Raw genomic sequence first — 17,684 nt, forward strand, 5'->3', positions numbered from 1 at the left:
TGGCCGTCTCAGCGGGGCGCGCTTGCCGGTGCGCCCCGTTTTTCTTGTGTGGCACTGGCGCACTGCGCGGAGATGCGCGGAGATTGACAAAGCTTGCCGAGTCGACGAAGATCGCCGACATGAACTGCCTCGACATCCGTATTGCGCTGATTATTAGCATCATTCATCGAATGGTGGGTTAGCGCGCGTCGACTTGCAGTCACACATAACCCGCCAAACGAGGCGGGTTTTTTTATGTGCGCTTTCAGGTTCATTCTCTGCCTGCCTCCTGGCGAACATGCCGCGATTGCTATCGTTCGATGTCGATCGCCGTTGATGCGTTGTTGCATCGAATGTTGCCACCCAGGAGCTTGCCGTGCTGTTAAACGAACTCGAACAGGCCGCCGCAGCGGCCGGGCGCGTCGCGCCGTCCCACGACTACCTGAAAAAGACCCTGACCGCGCGCGTCTACGACGTGGCGCGCGAGACCGAACTCGAACGCGCGCCGAACCTGTCGGCGCGGCTGTGCAACCCGGTCTATCTGAAGCGCGAGGACAACCAGCCGGTGTTCTCGTTCAAGCTGCGCGGCGCATACAACAAGATGGCGCATATTCCGGCCGAGGCGCTCAGTCGCGGCGTGATCACCGCGTCGGCGGGCAATCATGCGCAGGGCGTGGCGTTATCGGCGGCACGCATGGGCGTGAAGGCGATCATCGTCGTGCCGGTGACGACGCCGCAGCTCAAGGTCGACGCGATCCGCACGCATGGCGGGCCGACCGTCGAGATCGTGCAGTTCGGTGAGTCGTATAGCGACGCCTATGGTTACGCGGTCAAGCTGCAGGAAGAGCGCGGCCTGACTTTCGTGCATCCGTTCGACGATCCGTACGTGATCGCCGGCCAGGGCACCGTCGCGATGGAAATCCTCAGCCAGCACCAGGGGCCGATTCACGCGATCTTCGTGCCGATCGGCGGCGGCGGTCTCGCGGCCGGTGTCGCCGCCTACGTGAAATCGGTGCGCCCCGAGATCAAGGTGATCGGCGTGCAGACCGACGATTCGTGCGCGATGGCCGCGTCGTTGCAGGCGGGCGAGCGTGTGACGCTGAACGAAGTGGGCCTGTTCTCCGACGGCACCGCGGTGAAGCTCGTCGGCGAAGAGACCTTCCGTCTGTGCCGCGAATATCTCGACGAAGTGCTGCTCGTGAACACCGATGCGCTGTGCGCCGCGATCAAGGACGTGTTCCAGGACACGCGCAGCGTGCTCGAACCGGCGGGCTCGCTCGCGGTGGCCGGCGTCAAGCAGTATGCCGAACGGGAAGGCATCGAGAACCAGACGCTGATCGCGATCACGTCGGGCGCGAACATGAACTTCGACCGCATGCGCTTCGTCGCCGAACGCGCGGAAGTGGGCGAAGCGCGCGAAGCGGTCTTCGCGGTGACGATCCCCGAAGAGCGCGGCAGCTTCAGGCGCTTCTGCGAGCTGCTCGGCACGCGCAGCGTCACCGAGTTCAACTACCGGATCGCCGACGCGAACTCGGCGCATATTTTCGTCGGCGTGCAGATCCGCAATCGCAGCGAATCGGCGCAGATCGCCGGCGCCTTCGAAGCGCACGGCTTCGCCACCGTCGACCTGACCTTCGACGAACTGTCGAAGCAGCACATCCGCTACATGGTCGGCGGCCGCTCGCCGCTCGCGCGCGACGAACGACTGTTTCGCTTCGAGTTTCCGGAACGTCCGGGCGCGCTGATGAAATTCCTGTCGTCGATGGCGCCGAACTGGAACATCAGCCTGTTCCACTACCGCAACCAGGGCGCGGACTACAGCTCGATTCTGGTCGGCATTCAGGTGCCCGGGAGCGACCACGCGGCGTTCGAGCGCTTCATCGAAACGCTCGGCTATCCGTGCTGGGGAGAGACGAAGAATCCGGTCTACCGACTATTTCTTGGCGAGTTGAAGCTCGTTTAGCGGATCGGGGTTTACCTCAGGGCACGCCATGCCGTAGCACGAGCCGCGGGTCGTCCAAGTCGCCGGAAAACCCCGCCAGTCTTGCGTTTGCGGCCGAAACAGCCGCGCGGCGCCGGCTCCCGCCTTACACCTTCTATCGCGCAACGCGATACGGCCTATCCGCTATATCGCATTGCGGGATAGGCGTCGCGATCGTCACACTGAGCGCAAATTTCATCACCGCATTCAGGAGACTACATGCGCACCCAAGTCGGCATCATCGGTGCAGGGCCCGCTGGCCTGCTTCTTTCCCATCTGCTTCATTTGCGCGGTATCGACTCGGTCGTGCTCGAAACGCGCACGCGCGATCAGATCGAATCGACGATTCGCGCCGGCGTGCTCGAGCAGGGCACGATGGATCTGCTGACGCAAACCGGTCTCGGCGAACGCATGAAAGCCGAAGGCGCGCTGCATCACGGTTTCGAACTCGCGTTCGAAGGCAAGCGTCGCCGCATCGATCTGACCGGCCTCACCGGTCATGCGATCACGGTTTATGCCCAGCACGAAGTGATCAAGGATCTAGTCGCGGCGCGCGTCGCCGCGGGCGCCGAACTGCGTTTCGGCGTATCGGAGACGTCGGTGCACGGCATCGATACCGAGAAGCCGTCGATCCGCTATCGCCACGAAGGCGCGGAGCACGAACTGCAATGCGACTTCGTGATCGGCTGCGACGGCTCGCAAGGCGTGTCGCGCCAGGCGATCCCGCAGACGCTGCGCAAGGATTTCGAGCGCGTCTATCCGTTTGGCTGGTTCGGCATTCTGTGCGAAGGCCCGCCGTCGTCGGACGAGCTGATCTACGCGCGCCACGAGCGCGGCTTCGCGCTGATCAGCACGCGCTCGCCGAACGTGCAGCGCATGTATTTCCAGTGCGATCCGAAGGACTCGGTCGACAACTGGTCCGACGATCGCATCTGGGCCGAGCTGCATGCGCGCGCTGATTCGGACGAAGGCCACAGAATCATCGACGGCAAGATCTTTCAGAAGAACATCGTCGGCATGCGCAGCTTCGTGTCGACGACGATGCAGTACGGGCGCCTCTTCCTCGCTGGCGACGCCGCGCATATCGTGCCGCCGACTGGCGCGAAGGGCATGAACCTCGCGGTCGCCGACGTGAACGTGCTCAGCAAGGCGCTCGACGCGTTCTACAAGGAAAACCGCGTCGATCTGCTCGACCGTTACAGCGAAACCGCGCTCAAACGCATCTGGCGCGCCGAGCACTTCTCGTACTGGATGACCAGCATGCTGCATCGTATCGAAGGCGCTTCGGCGTTCGAGCAGCAACTGCAGGTCGCCGAGCTCGAGTACGTGACGACGTCGCGCACGGCCGCGACAGTACTGGCGGAGAACTACGTCGGCGTCGCCGGCGCGCAGATGCAGGCGCAGCTGTAAGCGCTACTGCAAGCACCGCGCGATCATCGGGATCGCTAATTGATCGACAGATCCCGATGCGCGGCCGCCTGAAACTCCTTGGGCGTGACGCCGGTCTGCTTGCGGAAATAGCGGCTGAAATAGGCCGCATCTTCGAAACCGAGCGCATGCGCGATCTGTTTGATGCTCGAACCCGAGTAGACCAGATCGCGCTGCGCCTCGCGTATCAACTGATCGTTGACGAGCGACAGCGGCGAATGGCCAAGCTCCTCACGACAGATGCGCCCCAGTTGCGCCGCGGTCACCCCCAATTTTTCCGCATAAAAATCGATTGGCAGATGCTCGCGCACATGGGTGGCGATCAGTTCGCGTAGCCGTTTGATCTGCGCGGCGCGCCGGTCATTGACAGTCGCGCCCGCGCTCGAGGCGGCATCGGTCAGCCGGGCGACCTGCACAAAAAGTGCAATCATCAGCGACATGCCCGCGGCGATATGGCCGCGCGCGCTGCCGCGAAATTCCTGCTCCAGCAAACCGAACAAGGGCATCAACGTGCGCTCGCCGACCGCGGGCCGCACGGGAATCAGCGCGGGCCGTTGCAGCACCGGCACGAGGCCCGGCGACACCGCTTTCGAAATCGACTCCAGCGCGCGCTGCGCGGCGGTAATCACGAGCCCGTCGATCTCCGGCGAAAACACGAAACCGTGCACCGTTTGCGCTGGAATCAGGATCAGGCATGGCGCGTCGATCGTGAGCTTTTCGCTTTCGATCAGAACGTGGCCCGAACCGCTGCGGATATAGAGAATCTGCAGCAATGCATCGTGCCGGTGCGCGGCGATATGCCAGTCGTTCGGACGACTGCGCTCGACGATCCATTCGAAATTGAACGCGTCGTACCACGGCGGCCGCGCGGACTCTCCGTACAGATCGTAGTTAGGGATATTCCTCATGCGGTTTTGTCTCCAATGTTCGAATTGTCCTGCGATGCGCTGCCTTTGTCCAATTTCGTCCCGAACCGCGTGGCTATACTTTTTTCCATCGGAGACGCGGTCGAATGACGCAGTTTGGTGAAGCCGGCCAACCTAAGCTCGCCGCGATCGTGAACATGGAGATCGGGAGGACTAAGCAAATGAATCAACGGAAAGATCGGCGCGACACACCCGCCAACGCGCGACACTGGCTCGGGCTCGAAGGTAGCGTCTGCGTCGTGAGCGGCGCGGCGGGCGGCATCGGCAGCGCGATTGCTCAGGTGTTGGGCGACGCTGGCGCACGCGTGGCGCTGCTCGATCGCGATGAGCAGAAGTGCCGTGACGTCGCGCAAGCGCTGAGCGCGAGCGGTGTCGAAGCGCTGGCGCTCGCCTGCGATATCGGCGACATCGATAGCGTGCGCGGCGCGGTGTCGGAGGTCGAAGCGCGCCTCGGCGTCGCCGATGTGCTCGTGAACAACGCGGGCCTGTTGCGGCCGGGGGGCATCGAAGAGATTGGACTCGATGCATGGAATGCGATGCTGCGCGTGAATCTGACCGGCTACATGCTGTGCTCGCAGCAATTCGGTCAACGCATGCTGAAGCGCGGCGCTGGCGCAATCGTGCATGTCGCGTCGGTGGCCGCGCATCATCCGCAGACCTATAGCGGCGCTTACAGCGCGGGCAAGGCTGGCGTCGCGATGCTGTCGAAGCAGATTGCGGCGGAGTGGGGACCACGCGGCATTCGCAGCAATACCGTGTGCCCGGGCATGATCCGCACGCCGCTGTCGGCGGCGTTCTACGAGCACGGCGATATCGAACGCCGGCGCAGCGCGATGACCGCGAGCCGCCGGATCGGCGAGCCGAACGATATCGCCGATGTCGTCGCGTTTCTCGCGAGCGAACGCGCGGCCTATGTGAACGGCGCCGAAGTCGTCGTCGATGGCGGCTTCGAAAGCATGCTGATGGACCTCGTGCCGCGTCCCGGCTTCGAAGCCAACCAGGCCGCGCAAGCCACCCAGGCCGACCGCCAGGTCCGAGCGTAAGGAGACCATCATGACCAACGCAACATGCGGCGCAACACTCACGTGCGACGTACTCGTGATCGGTTCGGGTGCGGGAGGGCTGTCGACCGCGATCACCGCGCGCAAACACGGTCTCGATGTCGTCGTGATCGAGAAGGAGCCGTTCTTCGGCGGCACGACCGCGTTTTCAGGCGGTGTGCTGTGGATTCCGGGCAACCGTCACGCAAGCAGCAACGGCGTCAGCGATACGCGCGAAGCGGCGCTGACCTATATGCGAAGCGAAACCGGCGCGTGCTTCGATGCCGCCGCCGTCGACGCGTTTCTCGACACGGGCCCTGAGATGCTCGACTTCTTCGAGCGCGAAACCACCGTCAAATTCGTGCCGACGCTGTATCCCGACTATCACCCGAACGTGGGCGGTGGTGTCGACATTGGCCGCTCGGTCGTCGCCGCGCCGTTCGATGCGCGCGCGCTGGGCCAGGACATCTCGCGATTGCGCCCGCCGCTGAAGACGATCACGTTCATCGGCATGATGTTCAATTCGTCGAACGCGGACCTGAAGCACTTCTTCAATGCGACGCGTTCGCTCACCTCCGCGCTGTACGTCGCGAAGCGCCTCGCGAGCCATCTGAAGGATCTTGCGCTGTACCGGCGCGGCGTGCAGATCACGAGCGGTAACGCGCTCGCCGCGCGGCTCGCGAAGTCCGCGCTCGATCTCGGCATTCCGATCCATACGAACACGGCCGCTCGCGAGCTGACCGTGGCGAACGGCAGCGTGACCGGCGCGCTCGTCGCCGGACCGCAAGGCGAGATGCGCATCGTCGCGCGACGCGGCGTGGTGCTCGCGTGCGGCGGCTTCTCGCGTGACGTCGCACGGATCGCCCGCGCGTATCCGCATCTGCGGCGCGGCGGCGAACACCTGTCGCCGGTGCCGCGCGGCAATACGGGCGACGGCGTCGGCATGGCCGAACGTCTCGGTGCGCGGGTGGCGATCCGTTTTCCGCAGCCCGCCGCATGGATGCCGGTGTCGCGCGTGCCGATGAGCGACGGCAGCGTCGGCGTGTTTCCGCATCTGGTGGATCGCTACAAGCCTGGCGTGATCGGCGTGACGCGCGCGGGCAAGCGCTTCACCAACGAAGCGAATTCGTATCACGACGTGGGTGCCGCGATGATCGAGGCCTGCGCGAACGAACGCGAAACCGCGATGTGGCTGATCTGCGATCACGCGACGATCCGCAAATACGGGCTCGGTTATGCGAAGCCGGCGCCCGTGCCGCTCGGCCCGCTGCTGCGCAACGGCTATCTGAGCAAGGGCCGCACGCTCGCGGAACTCGCGCGCAACGCGGGTCTCGACGGCACGGCGCTCGAGGCGACCGTGAAGCGCTACAACGCCGACGCGGTGCGTGGCGAAGATCGCGAATTCGGCCGCGGTACGACGTCGTTCAATCGCTATCTGGGGGACCCGGAGCACCAGCCGAACCCGTGCGTCGCGCCGATCGGCGACGGTCCGTACTACGCGCTGAAGGTCGTGATGGGCGATCTCGGCACCTTCGACGGCATCTCGACGAACGTCACCGGCGAAGTGCTCGACGTGAAAGGCGCACCGATCGCCGGCCTGTACGCGGTCGGCAACGATCGCGCGAGCGTGATGGGCGGCAACTATCCGGGCGCGGGTATCACGCTCGGGCCGATCATGACGTTCGGCTATATCACTGGCCGTCATCTCGCGGGCGTGAGCGTGAAAAGCGCAAACAGCGCGAAGAGCGCAAGCAACGCGGACACCCGCGCAGCCGAAACCGTATTGAGGACCGGCACATGAGCCAGGGCAAACCTTTCGTCGATCATCGCATCTACACGATCCGTCCGCGCGGCATGACGGAGTTCATCGACGTTTTCGACCGGCTCGCGATGCCGATTCAGCTCAAGTATCTGGGCGCGCCAGTCGGCTTTTACATGAGCGATATCGGCGTGCTGAACCAGGTCGTGCATCTGTGGGGCTACGAGAGCATCGGCGACTACGACCAGCGCCGCACCGCGCGCGATGCCGATCCGCAGTGGCCCGCGTATCTGCAGGCGTCCGCGCATCTGATCGTCGCGCAGGAGAGCCGCATCATCAGGCGAGTCGACTTCAGGACGCTGACGATGCTGCGCTAGCCGCTCGTTCGAGGAGACAGGCATGAACGAACGGACTGCGCGACGCTCGCAAGCACGGTCGCGACCACCGTCGCGGCGACCGGGTGTTGAACGGCAATTCGAACAATAAGAAAAACACCTCTTCATCTCAAGGAGACATCGCAATGAACCAGCTGAAAGGAGCACGCACATGAGCCGCTCCGAACGCAGTGTAGACGTGCAGGCCTTTATCGACGAACAGCGCTTCTCGCCGTTTCAATGGACGATTCTGGTGCTGTGCTTTCTGGTCGTCGCCGCCGACGGTTTCGACACCGCCGCGGTCGGCTTCATCGCGCCGTCGCTCGTGCAGCAGTGGGGCATCGCGCGCAGCGCGCTCGGCCCGGTGATGAGCGCGGCGCTGGTGGGACTCGGCATCGGCGCGCTCGCGGCCGGCCCCTGCGCGGACCGCATCGGACGCAAGACGGTGCTAGTGCTGTCGGTGTTCTTCTTCGGGCTGTGGAGTCTCGCGGCGGCCCGCGCGAGCTCGATCGAATCGCTGACCTTGCTGCGCTTTTTCACCGGCCTCGGTCTCGGCGCGGCGATGCCCAACGCGGTCACGCTGATGGCCGAGTACGCACCCGCGCGGATTCGCGCGGTCGCCGTCAATGCGATGTTCTGCGGCTTTTCAGGCGGTCTCGCGATCGGCGGTCTCGCATCCGCATGGCTGATTCCGCATTTAGGCTGGCCGAGCGTGCTGGTCGCCGGCGGCGCCGGTCCGCTCGTGCTAAGCGTGATGCTGATACTGTTTCTGCCGGAATCGGCGCAATTTCTCGCGCTGCGTAAGCGCGCCGATCAACGGATCGCGCGCATCCTGCAACGCATCGCGCCCCACGACCGTTTCGACGGATGCCGTTTTTTCGCGGTCGACGTGTGCCGCAATACCGGCGACGCACGTTCGCAATGGGCGCTCACGATCATCCTGTCGGCGCGCTACCGCTTCGGCACGCTGATGCTGTGGCTCGCCTATTTCATGGGGCTACTGATTTACTATCTGCTGACCAACTGGCTGCCGACGCTGTTCAAGGACACCGGCTTCTCCGGTGAAAAGGCCGCGTTGATGACGTCGCTGTTTCCGCTCGGGGGCATCCTCGGCAATCTGTGCGTCGGCTGGGTGATGGATCGCTTCGCCGGGCATCGCGTGATCGCGTTCACCTATGTCCTCGTCGGCGCGCTCGTGTTGCTGGTCGGGCGGGGCGTCGGCCATCAGGTCTGGCTCGGGACGCTGATCTTCCTGACCGGCACGGTCGCGACCAGCGCGGTCACGTCGATGTCGGCGCTCGCGGCGAGCTTCTACCCGACCCGGGCTCGCGCGACGGGCGTAGCGTGGATGCTGGGAATCGGCCGCGTCGGCGGCGTGGCGGGCGCGCTCATCGGCGCGGCGTTGATGGGGCTCGGCTGGCACTTCGGCGCCGTGTTCAGCCTGCTCGCGGTGCCGGCCGTGATCGCGGCGGGCGGGGTGGTATTGATGATGCGGCGCGAGCCGCTCGATCACGCATCGGTCGATGAAAACGTCGGCGCCATAGCGATCGAATGAGCGCGGCGTCGGGCGTGCCGCTACGCTCGAACAACGCGCGACCGCTCAGGACGCGCGCAGCAACGCCATTTCGTTGTGCAGCAGCGCGAGCAATTCGTCGTCGGTTGGCCGCGTGCCCCAGTGGCGCGCGCCGGCCACCGACGCGATCGCCATCCACGAATGCGGTGGAAACCATTCGCGCACCAGCGTGCCGTCCTGGCGCAGGCACAGCTGGCCGGTCAGCTCGCTGTATTCGGCGCAAATGTGCGCGCCGTCGACCTGCGCGGTTACTCGTCTCGGATCCTTGCGTAGCACGTCGTCGCTCCTGTCAAAGGGGTGGCGCGAATGCAAGCGCGACACGGTGGCGCGATGGACGCCACCTGCCGTCTATCAATGGTCATGCCCGCGATCGTCATGACCATGACCGTGCGAGCCGTTGTCGTGCCAGTCGCCGCGCGGGCCGCGTGCATCGCGCCATTCGTCGTGATGACGTTGCCACTCGCGCCGCTCCCACTGGCGACGCTCCCAATAGCGATGACCATCGTAGTAGCGTTCGCCGTACCAGCCCGGAGCGACTATGACCGCGGGAGGCGGCGCAGGCGCATAGACGGGCGCGGGCTGCACATAGACGGGCGGCGGAGCCTCGACCACGGCGGGCACGACCGCGATGCCCGGCACGCCGATATTCACGCCGACATCGACGTGCGCGAAAGCGGCCGTCGATGCGCCGATCGCGAGACCCGCGACGACGGTCAACGATACCCAGCGGTTGCGTGAAAGACTCATGATTGTTCTCTGTTGTGTGGATGTCTGTGATGAAGTGGCGAGCCGGACGCGCACCTACTGCGCGTGATGGCCCGATCAATAACGTTCGTAGTAGTGGTCATGATGCGGATGATCATCGCCAGGGACGACGATGCAGCCGCTCAACGCGCCACCGAGCGTGGCGGCAAGAATGACCAATGCGAGGATTTTTTTCATGATGTTGCTCCCTGAAATCTGTGATGCGAGTGCCTGTCGTGCGAAGCGTTTGATCTGATCCGCTTTCGTTTGAACCGAACTCTACTGAGCGGCGCGATTACCGGTGTGTTTGTGTGTAACAGGACGTGTCGATCCGAGCTCGCGCCGAAACGTCGATGCGAGTGCGATGAACGAGGAGGGAAGGCGCCGTGGGTTACGGGTCGAAATGCCGGGCGACTGTCAAGCGCGCGGGCAAACCCTTGAAGGGTCTATGAAAAAAAACGCCTTCAAAGGCAGACGAAGCATGGATTCGAAACGAACGTTCGGCGCCTCGATTGCTGAAAAAAGAAGCGCATCGATTTTCGGCATATGTATGCGGCGCAGATACATTCGGTTGCAGACTGGGTAAGAAGTTCGGTAGTGCGCTCGGGCGAGCGTGATGGAAAGACGCTACACCTGTAGCGTCATCAGCTTGTCTTAAGCTTCGGTGGGATAGGTAAAAACGCATCGCGCGCGTAACCTACTGCGCGGCCGCGGGCTCCGGGGCGGTCGCTTCGCGATAGCCGAGCCGCGTCGAAATCGCGAGACCGGCCTCTTTGAGCAACGCGACGTAATGCTGCTTCGTGTCGGCACCGCAGCGCATCGTCGGAAACGAAATCGACAGACCGGCGATCACACGGCCGAAGCGGTCGAACACGGGCACCGCGATGCATTGCAGGCCTTCTTCCTGCTCCTCGTTGTCCTCGCCGTAGCCCTGCTCGCGTACGCGCGGCAGGATGCTCAACACCGCTTCGGCGCAGGTCAGGGTTTTTTGCGTCGACTTGCGAAATTCGATGTGCGAGAGCACGTCACGCGCGTCGGCCGGGACCATCCATGCGAGCAGCACCTTGCCGATCGCCGTGCTATGCAGCGGATTGCGCCGGCCGATCCGGGACTGCATGCGCAGCCCGTAGTCGGCGTCGATCTTGTGGATGTAGATGATCGCGTCGTCGTCGAACGCGCCCAGGTGTACCGCTTCGCGCGTCATCTGGCCGATGCGGCGCATCTCGATGTCGGCCTCGCGCACCAGATCGACGCTTTCGAGCGCTTTCGCGCCGAGCTCGAACAGACGGATCGTCAGCCGATAGCGTTCGGTTTCGACTTCCTGGGTCACATAGCCGAGCGCCTTCAGTGTTTGAATCACACGATGCACGGTCGTCTTCGACATGCCGAGCCGTTGCGACAGCTCGCTGATGCCGATCTGTCCGGTGTCGCCGATCGCGCCGAGAATCGCGAACACGCGCCCGATCGACGACGCCGATTCGCCGCGCTCACCGCTGTGCGCATCGAGCGACGCTGCGCCGGCGGGTTCCTTGCGGGCTTTGCCGCGGGTCTTATCGAGCGCCTTGTCGAGCGTCTTGTCGCTCGCAGTGTTCCTCGCAGTATTCCTGTGTGTTCCCGTTGCCGCCATGTCCGTCATTCCCTGTCTGTGCCAACTCGCCGCTGCCGCATCGAGCCGATGCTCACCGGCGCGAGAGCATAGCGCGTCGCGCGCACTCGTGGCGAGCTTGTGCCGTCCCTAGCGCGCGAGCCAGCCGCCATCCACCGCCAGTGTATGCCCATGCACGTAGTCCGACGCCGACGAGGCGAGAAAAACCACCGGCCCCGCGAGATCGTCGGGCACGCCCCAGCGGCCGGCCGGAATGCGGCCGAGTATCTCCTCGTTGCGCTGCGCGTCGTCGCGCAACGCCGCGGTGTTCGCGGTCGCCATATAGCCGGGCGCGATCGCGTTCACGTTGATGCGTCGCGCGGCCCATTCGTTCGCGAGCAGTCGCGTCAGACCGAGCACGCCGCTTTTCGACGCGGTGTACGACGCGACGCGGATGCCGCCCTGGAACGACAGCATCGACGCGACGTTGATGATCTTGCCGCCGCTTTGCTGGCGCACGAACTGACGCGCCGCGGCCTGCGACAGGAAGAACAGGCTCTTGAGATTCACGTCCATGACCGCGTCCCAGTCGTCTTCGCCAAACTCGAGCGCGTCTTCGCGACGGATGATGCCTGCGTTATTGACGAGCACGTCGATGCGGCCGAACGCTTCGACCGCGGCGCGCACGATGTCGTCGACCGAAACGCTCGACGCGAGATCGGCGCGCACGTCGGCGAAGCGGCGCCCGAGCGTCTCGACGCGCGCGGCGGTCGCGCCCGCGTCCGCGCGACTGACACCGACGATGTCGCAGCCGGCCGCGGCGAGCGCGACGGCCATGCCGGCGCCGAGGCCGGTGTTGCTGCCGGTCACGATGGCGACCTTGCCGGTCAGATCGAAAGTGTTCACTGTGTTCGGACTCATGTTCGCTCAGCGCAGCTCGCGGACCGCGAGATGGTCCATGTCGCCGAACACCTGGTTCTCGCCGACCATGCCCCAGATGAATGTGTACGCGCGCGTGCCGACGCCCGAATGGATCGACCAGCTCGGCGAGATCACCGCCTGCTCGTTGCGCACGACGATGTGCCGGGTTTCGTGCGGCTCACCCATCATGTGGAAAACGGCGGCGTCGTCGGCGACGTTGAAGTAGAAATACACTTCCATGCGGCGCTCGTGTGTGTGGCAGGGCATCGTGTTCCACAGGCTGCCCGGTTCGAGCTTCGTCATGCCCATCGACAGCTGGCAGGTCCGCAGCACGTCGGGCGCGATGAACTTGTAGATGGTGCGGCGGTTGCTCGTGGCCGGATTGCCGAGGGTTTCGGGCGAGGCCTGGTCGAGCGAGATCGTGCGGGTCGGATAGCTGGTGTGCGCGGGCGCGCAGTTCAGATAGAACTTCGCCGGCCGGGTGGCGTCGGCGCTGCCGAACCCGACCGCTTGCGCGCCCTTGCCGATATAGATCGCCTCTTCGCGGCGCACCGTGTAGCGCGTGCCGTCGACGTCGACCCAGCCGTCGCCGCCGATGTTGATCGCGCCGAGTTCACGCCGCTCGAGCAGATAGTCGACGCCGATCGCCTTGCCGAGCGAGCCCGGCACTTCGACCGCGCGCTCGACCGGCCACACGCCACCGACGATGATCCGGTCGATATGGCTGTACGTGAGCTTCAACGCATCGCGCTCGAAGATCTGCTCCACCAGAAACTCGCGACGCAGCCCGGTGGTGTCGAGCGTCTTCGCGTATTCGCTGTTGATGGCCTGTCTCACGTCCATTGATCGTTCTCCTGTCGGTATACGGGGCGCGGCGCCGCCTTCCTCGTGCCCGAGACTGTAACGCAGAATCTTGATTTCGGAACACCGGTCCGAAAATATTGTGACGGGTGATTGCGGCTGGCAACGCATAGTGCGAACGCCCGGGTAAACGATAGTCAGGTTTAGTAAATAAAACGGAACAGCGTTCCTTTCATGATGCTATATTGCGCCGGACAGGGAGAGCCCGGCGTAGAACGGGACACCAACGCGGGTCATTGGCCCGTCAACGGGACGTCACCGTCCATGGAGGAGGCATGAAGATCAAGAAGGCCATCGACCGCATTCCTGGCGGTCTGATGCTGGTGCCGCTGCTGCTCGGCGCCTGTGTGCATACGTTCGCGCCGGGCGCGGGCAAATACTTCGGCTCGTTCACCAACGGCCTGATTACCGGCACCGTGCCGATCCTCGCGGTATGGTTCTTCTGCATGGGCGCGACGATCGACCTGCGCGCGACCGGCACCGTGCTGCGCAAGTCGGGCACGCTGCTCGCCACCAAGATGCTGGTCGCGTGGATCGTCACGCTGATCGCGGCGCGCTTCATTCCGATCGATGGCATCAAGACCGGGCTGTTCGCGGGACTGTCGATGCTCGCGATCACCACCTCGATGGACATGACCAACGGCGGGCTGTACGCGGCCGTGATGCAACAGTACGGCACGAAGGAAGAGGCGGGCGCGTTCGTGCTGATGTCGGTCGAATCGGGGCCGCTGATCAGCATGATCATTCTGGGTGCGACGGGGGTCGCGTTCTTCGAGCCGCGCCTGTTCGTCGGCGCGGTGCTGCCGTTCCTGATCGGGTTTGCGCTCGGCAACTTCGATAGCGAGCTGCGCGAGCTGTTCGGCCGCTGCGTGCATCCGCTGATTCCGTTTTTCGGCTTTGCGCTCGGCAACGGCATCGATCTGAACGTGATCGTCACGAGCGGCCTGCCGGGCATCGTGCTGGGGCTTGGCGTGATCGTCGTGACCGGCGTGCCGCTGATTCTCGCCGATCGCTGGATTGCCGGCGGCAATGGCGCGGCGGGGCTGGCGGCGTCGTCGACGGCAGGGGCCGCGGTCGCGAATCCGGCGATCATCGCCGACATGATTCCGAGCTTCAAACCGCTGGTGCCGGCCGCGACCGCGATGGTCGCCACCGCTTGCCTCGTGACCGCGATTCTGGTGCCGATCCTCACGGCGCTGTGGGTGCGCCGGCATCATGCGCGCGACGCGCTGCGCGAGGAGTTCGCCACCGCGACGCAGGCGGCGCCGCTCAACGAGCAGCGCGATGCGCCCGTTTGAATGAGTCGGTAGCAGGAAGCCGGCGCGCCGCTCAGCGCGCCAGCTTCGCTTCGAGCATCGCTTTCACCGCCGGCCATTCGTCGTCGATGATGCTAAAGCGCACCGAGTTGCGCTTGCGCCCATCGGGCATGATCCGCTCGTGCCGCACGATGCCTTCCTGTTGCGCGCCGATGCGCAGGATCGCCGCGCGCGATTTGTCGTTGAGCTCGTCGGTCGTGAACTGCACGCGCACGCAGCGCATCACGTCGAACGCGTGGCACAGCAGCAGATATTTCGCCTCGGTGTTCACGACCGAGCGCTGCGCCGAGGCGGCGAGCCACGTATGGCCGATTTCGAGCTTGCGGTTCGCGCGATCGATCTTCCAGAACCGCGTACTGCCGACGATCCGGCCAGCACGGTCATTCTCGTCATCCTCGTCGCGCCGCACGATCACGAACGGCATCACCTTGCCGGCCGCACGGCCGGCGAGCGCGGTGGCGATATAGGCGTCGATCGTCGCCGGGCCCGGCACGACGGTCAGCTTCATGTCCCACAGTTGCCCGTCGGCGGCGGCGTCGACGAGGGCCTGCGCGTGCTCCACGCGCAGCGGCCGCAGCTCGACGAACGAGCCGCTCAGCGCGGGCTGCATCGATTCGGCGGAAATGTCGTTCATGGCAATAAAAAAGGTCCGCGAGCGGAAGACTCGTGGACCTGGCAGATCGGTTGAGCCGCGCTCGGGAACGATGCGAGCGGCAAAACCGCGGCGCCGTTCCCGAAGCGCGTGATTGGCGTGATTAAACCCGTGATTAAACCGACATCACCGTGACCGCCTTGGTCACGAGGTAGGCTTCCATCGCCTCCGGGCCGCCTTCCGAGCCGTAGCCGGAATCCTTGACGCCGCCGAACGGCATTTCCGGCGTCGGCGTGGCAGGCTGGTTGATCCACAGCATGCCGACTTCCATGCGCTGCGACAGCAGGTGCACGTTGGCGAACGACTTCGTGTACGCGTAGCCGGCGAGGCCGAACGGCAGGCGGTTCGCTTCGGCGATCGCTTCTTCGAGCTTGTCGAAGCCGCGGATCGCGGCGACCGGGCCGAACGGCTCGTTGTTGAACACGTCGGCGTCGAGCGGCACGTCGGTCAGCACGGTGGCCGCGAAGAAGTTGCCTTCGGTACCGACGCGCTCGCCGCCCGTCGCGACCTTCGCGCCGGTCTTGCGGGCGTCGTCGACGACCTTGGCCATCGCCGTCAGACGGCGCGCGTTGGCGAGCGGCCCGAGCGTCGTGCCTTCGGCGAGACCGTCGCCGAGCTTCAGGCTTTCAGCGTGCTTGACGAGCGCCGCGGCGAACTCTTCGCGGAGGCTGTTGTGCACGAGAAAACGCGTCGGCGAGATGCAGACCTGGCCCGCGTTGCGGAACTTCGCGGCGCCGGCTGCCTTGACGGCGAGCGCGACGTCGGCGTCTTGCGCGACGATCACCGGTGCGTGGCCGCCGAGCTCCATCGTCGCGCGCTTCATGTGCGAGCCGGCCAGCGCCGCAAGCTGCTTGCCGACCGGCGTCGAGCCCGTGAACGTAACCTTGCGGATCACCGGATGCGGGATCAGGTAGCTCGAGATTTCAGCCGGATCGCCGAACACGAGGCCGACCGTGCCGGCCGGCACGCCGGCCTCGACGAAGGCTTGCAGCAGCGCCGCCGGCGACGCCGGGGTTTCTTCCGGCGCCTTGACGAGGAACGAGCAGCCGCAGGCGAGCGCCGCCGACAGCTTGCGCACGACCTGGTTGACCGGGAAGTTCCACGGCGTGAACGCCGCGACCGGGCCGATCGGCTCCTTCAGCACCTGCGACTGCGCGGCAAGGTTGCGCGACGGCACGATGCGGCCATACACGCGGCGGCCTTCGTCCGCGAACCATTCGATGATGTCCGCGGCCGCCAGCACTTCGCCGCGCGCCTCGGCGAACGGCTTGCCCTGTTCCTGCGTCATCAGGCGGCCGATGTCCGCGGCGCGCTCACGCACGAGGGCGGCGGCACGGCGCATGACGGTTGCGCGCTCGTTGGCCGGCACCTTGCGCCAGGCTTCGAAGCCGCGCTGCGCGGCTTCGAGCGCGCGGTCCAGATCGGCGATGCCGGCATGCGCGACCTTGCCGATGGCCTGGCCGGTCGCGGGGTTGATCACGTCGAGGGTCTTGCCGCTGGCGGCGTCGCACCATTCGCCGTTGATCAAAAGACGGGTATCGGTATAGCTCGAGATGGCCATGCTGGGTTCCTGTGAGTGGGAAAACAACTGGCCGCGCGGACGTGCGGCACGAGGCGACATTCCTGCGCGGCCATGAATGAATTGCGGATACCATTTATCTTATCTGATTGCGGGCAATCGCACCGGCGCGGCCCGCAGGCGCCCGGTCGCGGCATGCGGCTTGCTGAGGTTTGGCACCGGAGCGATTTTGCGGGTCGTGCCGGGGCGCCGCGTCGGCGCTGCACGAAACGCTTGCAGGACGCAGCGCTTCATCCATTCAACCGCTACTACAGCGCATCACGAGGACATCGCCATGCCAACCGGAACAGTGAAATGGTTCAACGACGCAAAGGGCTTCGGCTTCATCACTCCCGATGACGGCGGCGAAGATCTGTTCGCCCATTTTTCGGAGATTCGATCCGAAGGTTTCAAGTCGTTGCAGGAAAACCAGAAAGTCAGCTTCGAAATCAAGCAGGGGCCGAAAGGCAAACAGGCGGCCGACATCAAGCCCGTGTGACGCCGGCCGGGCGGCTCGTCCGCATGCGAGGCAACCATGGATAAGGACGCCGCCTACGCGGAGATCGAGCGCAATGGCGGCGCCGCCTATGCGAAAAACTTCGCCGCGCGCTATCCCGACGAACCGCTGACGCCGTTCTGTCATCGCTATCTGTTCGAGCAGGCGCAGCGCGACGACGCGGCGCGTGAGGCGGCCGCCGCCACGCGCGACGACGAGCGCGGTTTCGCGCTGAGGTCGCTCGCGCGCATGGAGGCGTCGTCGCATATCGCGCAGGCGGCGGCGAGCGCGTCGCGCGACGCTGCGGCCGCCGCCCACACGTCGGCGCGCGCGGCGCGGCGCTCGGCCTTCTGGACCATGATCGCCGCGCTCGCGTCGGCGCTCGGCGTAGTGGTAAACGCGGCCCTCAATCTCGGCTGGCTCGAATGGGCGAGGCATCTCGCGCGATGAGCGACGCGTCGGGCCGAGCGTTCGCGCCCGTGAAGGTGGCG

General features: G+C 65.0%; 18 protein-coding genes. 9 read left to right on the forward strand and 9 right to left on the reverse strand.

Going from position 1 to position 17,684, the window contains the following annotated elements:
• Positions 1-8: 8 nt before the first annotated feature.
• A complete protein-coding gene (locus tag OKW39_RS00840; RefSeq protein WP_429561822.1) occupies positions 9-254 on the reverse strand; it encodes a hypothetical protein in 246 nt (81 codons plus the stop codon).
• Between the two features lie 101 nt (positions 255-355).
• Between OKW39_RS00840 and ilvA the strand changes: the two genes are divergently transcribed.
• Both ilvA and OKW39_RS00850 read left to right on the forward strand, forming a co-directional pair.
• A complete protein-coding gene (gene ilvA / locus OKW39_RS00845; RefSeq protein WP_429561823.1) occupies positions 356-1,942 on the forward strand; it encodes a threonine ammonia-lyase, biosynthetic in 1,587 nt (528 codons plus the stop codon).
• 237 nt (positions 1,943-2,179) lie between these two features.
• A complete protein-coding gene (locus OKW39_RS00850; protein ID WP_429334704.1) occupies positions 2,180-3,370 on the forward strand; it encodes a 4-hydroxybenzoate 3-monooxygenase in 1,191 nt (396 codons plus the stop codon).
• A 35-nt stretch (positions 3,371-3,405) separates the two neighbouring features.
• On the opposite strand, the gene OKW39_RS00855 is transcribed toward OKW39_RS00850, so the two are convergent.
• Positions 3,406-4,296: a helix-turn-helix domain-containing protein gene (locus tag OKW39_RS00855; RefSeq protein WP_429334703.1), complete on the reverse strand. Its 891-nt coding sequence runs from the start codon at positions 4,294-4,296 to the stop codon at positions 3,406-3,408.
• 179 nt (positions 4,297-4,475) lie between these two features.
• Here OKW39_RS00855 and OKW39_RS00860 point away from each other — a divergent pair, with 179 nt between their 5' ends.
• The 4 genes from OKW39_RS00860 to OKW39_RS00875 all read left to right on the forward strand — a co-directional run bounded on the left by OKW39_RS00860 (position 4,476) and on the right by OKW39_RS00875 (position 9,042).
• Positions 4,476-5,357 (forward strand): SDR family NAD(P)-dependent oxidoreductase, encoded by an 882-nt coding sequence (locus OKW39_RS00860; protein WP_429561824.1) that lies wholly within the window; start codon positions 4,476-4,478, stop codon positions 5,355-5,357.
• 10 nt (positions 5,358-5,367) lie between these two features.
• Entirely contained in the window at positions 5,368-7,155 is a 1,788-nt protein-coding gene (locus tag OKW39_RS00865) for an FAD-dependent oxidoreductase (protein WP_429561825.1), read from the forward strand.
• Complete coding sequence (locus OKW39_RS00870) at positions 7,152-7,490, forward strand: NIPSNAP family protein (RefSeq protein ID WP_429561826.1); 339 nt, start codon at positions 7,152-7,154, stop codon at positions 7,488-7,490. Before OKW39_RS00865 ends, OKW39_RS00870 begins: the two co-directional genes overlap by 4 nt.
• Positions 7,491-7,659: 169 nt before the next feature.
• Positions 7,660-9,042, forward strand: a complete 1,383-nt coding sequence (locus OKW39_RS00875) for an MFS transporter (RefSeq protein WP_429561827.1) — start codon at positions 7,660-7,662, stop codon at positions 9,040-9,042.
• 45 nt (positions 9,043-9,087) lie between these two features.
• Here OKW39_RS00875 and OKW39_RS00880 read toward each other — a convergent pair whose 3' ends face one another.
• The 5 genes from OKW39_RS00880 to kduI form a co-directional block, all read right to left on the reverse strand.
• Entirely contained in the window at positions 9,088-9,336 is a 249-nt protein-coding gene (locus OKW39_RS00880) for a hypothetical protein (RefSeq protein WP_090805246.1), read from the reverse strand.
• Positions 9,337-9,411: 75 nt separating this feature from the next.
• A complete protein-coding gene (locus OKW39_RS00885; protein ID WP_429561828.1) occupies positions 9,412-9,807 on the reverse strand; it encodes a hypothetical protein in 396 nt (131 codons plus the stop codon).
• Positions 9,808-10,501: 694 nt separating this feature from the next.
• Positions 10,502-11,440 (reverse strand): DNA-binding transcriptional regulator KdgR, encoded by a 939-nt coding sequence (gene kdgR / locus OKW39_RS00890; RefSeq protein WP_429561829.1) that lies wholly within the window; start codon positions 11,438-11,440, stop codon positions 10,502-10,504.
• 99 nt (positions 11,441-11,539) lie between these two features.
• Positions 11,540-12,310, reverse strand: coding sequence for a 2-dehydro-3-deoxy-D-gluconate 5-dehydrogenase KduD (gene kduD / locus OKW39_RS00895; protein WP_429334696.1), 771 nt, complete (start codon positions 12,308-12,310; stop codon positions 11,540-11,542).
• 6 nt (positions 12,311-12,316) lie between these two features.
• On the reverse strand, positions 12,317-13,153 hold the full coding sequence (gene kduI, locus OKW39_RS00900) for a 5-dehydro-4-deoxy-D-glucuronate isomerase (RefSeq protein WP_429561830.1): 837 nt from the start codon (positions 13,151-13,153) through the stop codon (positions 12,317-12,319).
• A gap of 293 nt (positions 13,154-13,446) precedes the next feature.
• Here kduI and kdgT point away from each other — a divergent pair, with 293 nt between their 5' ends.
• A complete protein-coding gene (kdgT, locus tag OKW39_RS00905; RefSeq protein ID WP_429561831.1) occupies positions 13,447-14,469 on the forward strand; it encodes a 2-keto-3-deoxygluconate transporter in 1,023 nt (340 codons plus the stop codon).
• 31 nt (positions 14,470-14,500) lie between these two features.
• Here kdgT and OKW39_RS00910 read toward each other — a convergent pair whose 3' ends face one another.
• Both OKW39_RS00910 and OKW39_RS00915 read right to left on the reverse strand, forming a co-directional pair.
• Positions 14,501-15,121, reverse strand: a complete 621-nt coding sequence (locus tag OKW39_RS00910; RefSeq protein ID WP_429561832.1) for a GNAT family N-acetyltransferase — start codon at positions 15,119-15,121, stop codon at positions 14,501-14,503.
• 133 nt (positions 15,122-15,254) lie between these two features.
• Complete coding sequence (locus tag OKW39_RS00915) at positions 15,255-16,700, reverse strand: NAD-dependent succinate-semialdehyde dehydrogenase (protein ID WP_184065898.1); 1,446 nt, start codon at positions 16,698-16,700, stop codon at positions 15,255-15,257.
• Positions 16,701-16,992: 292 nt separating this feature from the next.
• Here OKW39_RS00915 and OKW39_RS00920 point away from each other — a divergent pair, with 292 nt between their 5' ends.
• The gene (locus OKW39_RS00920) at positions 16,993-17,196 is read left to right on the forward strand and encodes a cold-shock protein (protein ID WP_007181784.1); all 204 of its coding nucleotides are present in this window, start codon (positions 16,993-16,995) and stop codon (positions 17,194-17,196) included.
• 36 nt (positions 17,197-17,232) lie between these two features.
• Positions 17,233-17,643, forward strand: a complete 411-nt coding sequence (locus OKW39_RS00925) for a hypothetical protein (protein ID WP_429561833.1) — start codon at positions 17,233-17,235, stop codon at positions 17,641-17,643.
• Positions 17,644-17,684 lie beyond the last annotated feature (41 nt).

Source organism: Paraburkholderia sp. MM6662-R1 (assembly GCF_050436245.1).
Taxonomy (GTDB): domain Bacteria; phylum Pseudomonadota; class Gammaproteobacteria; order Burkholderiales; family Burkholderiaceae; genus Paraburkholderia; species Paraburkholderia tuberum.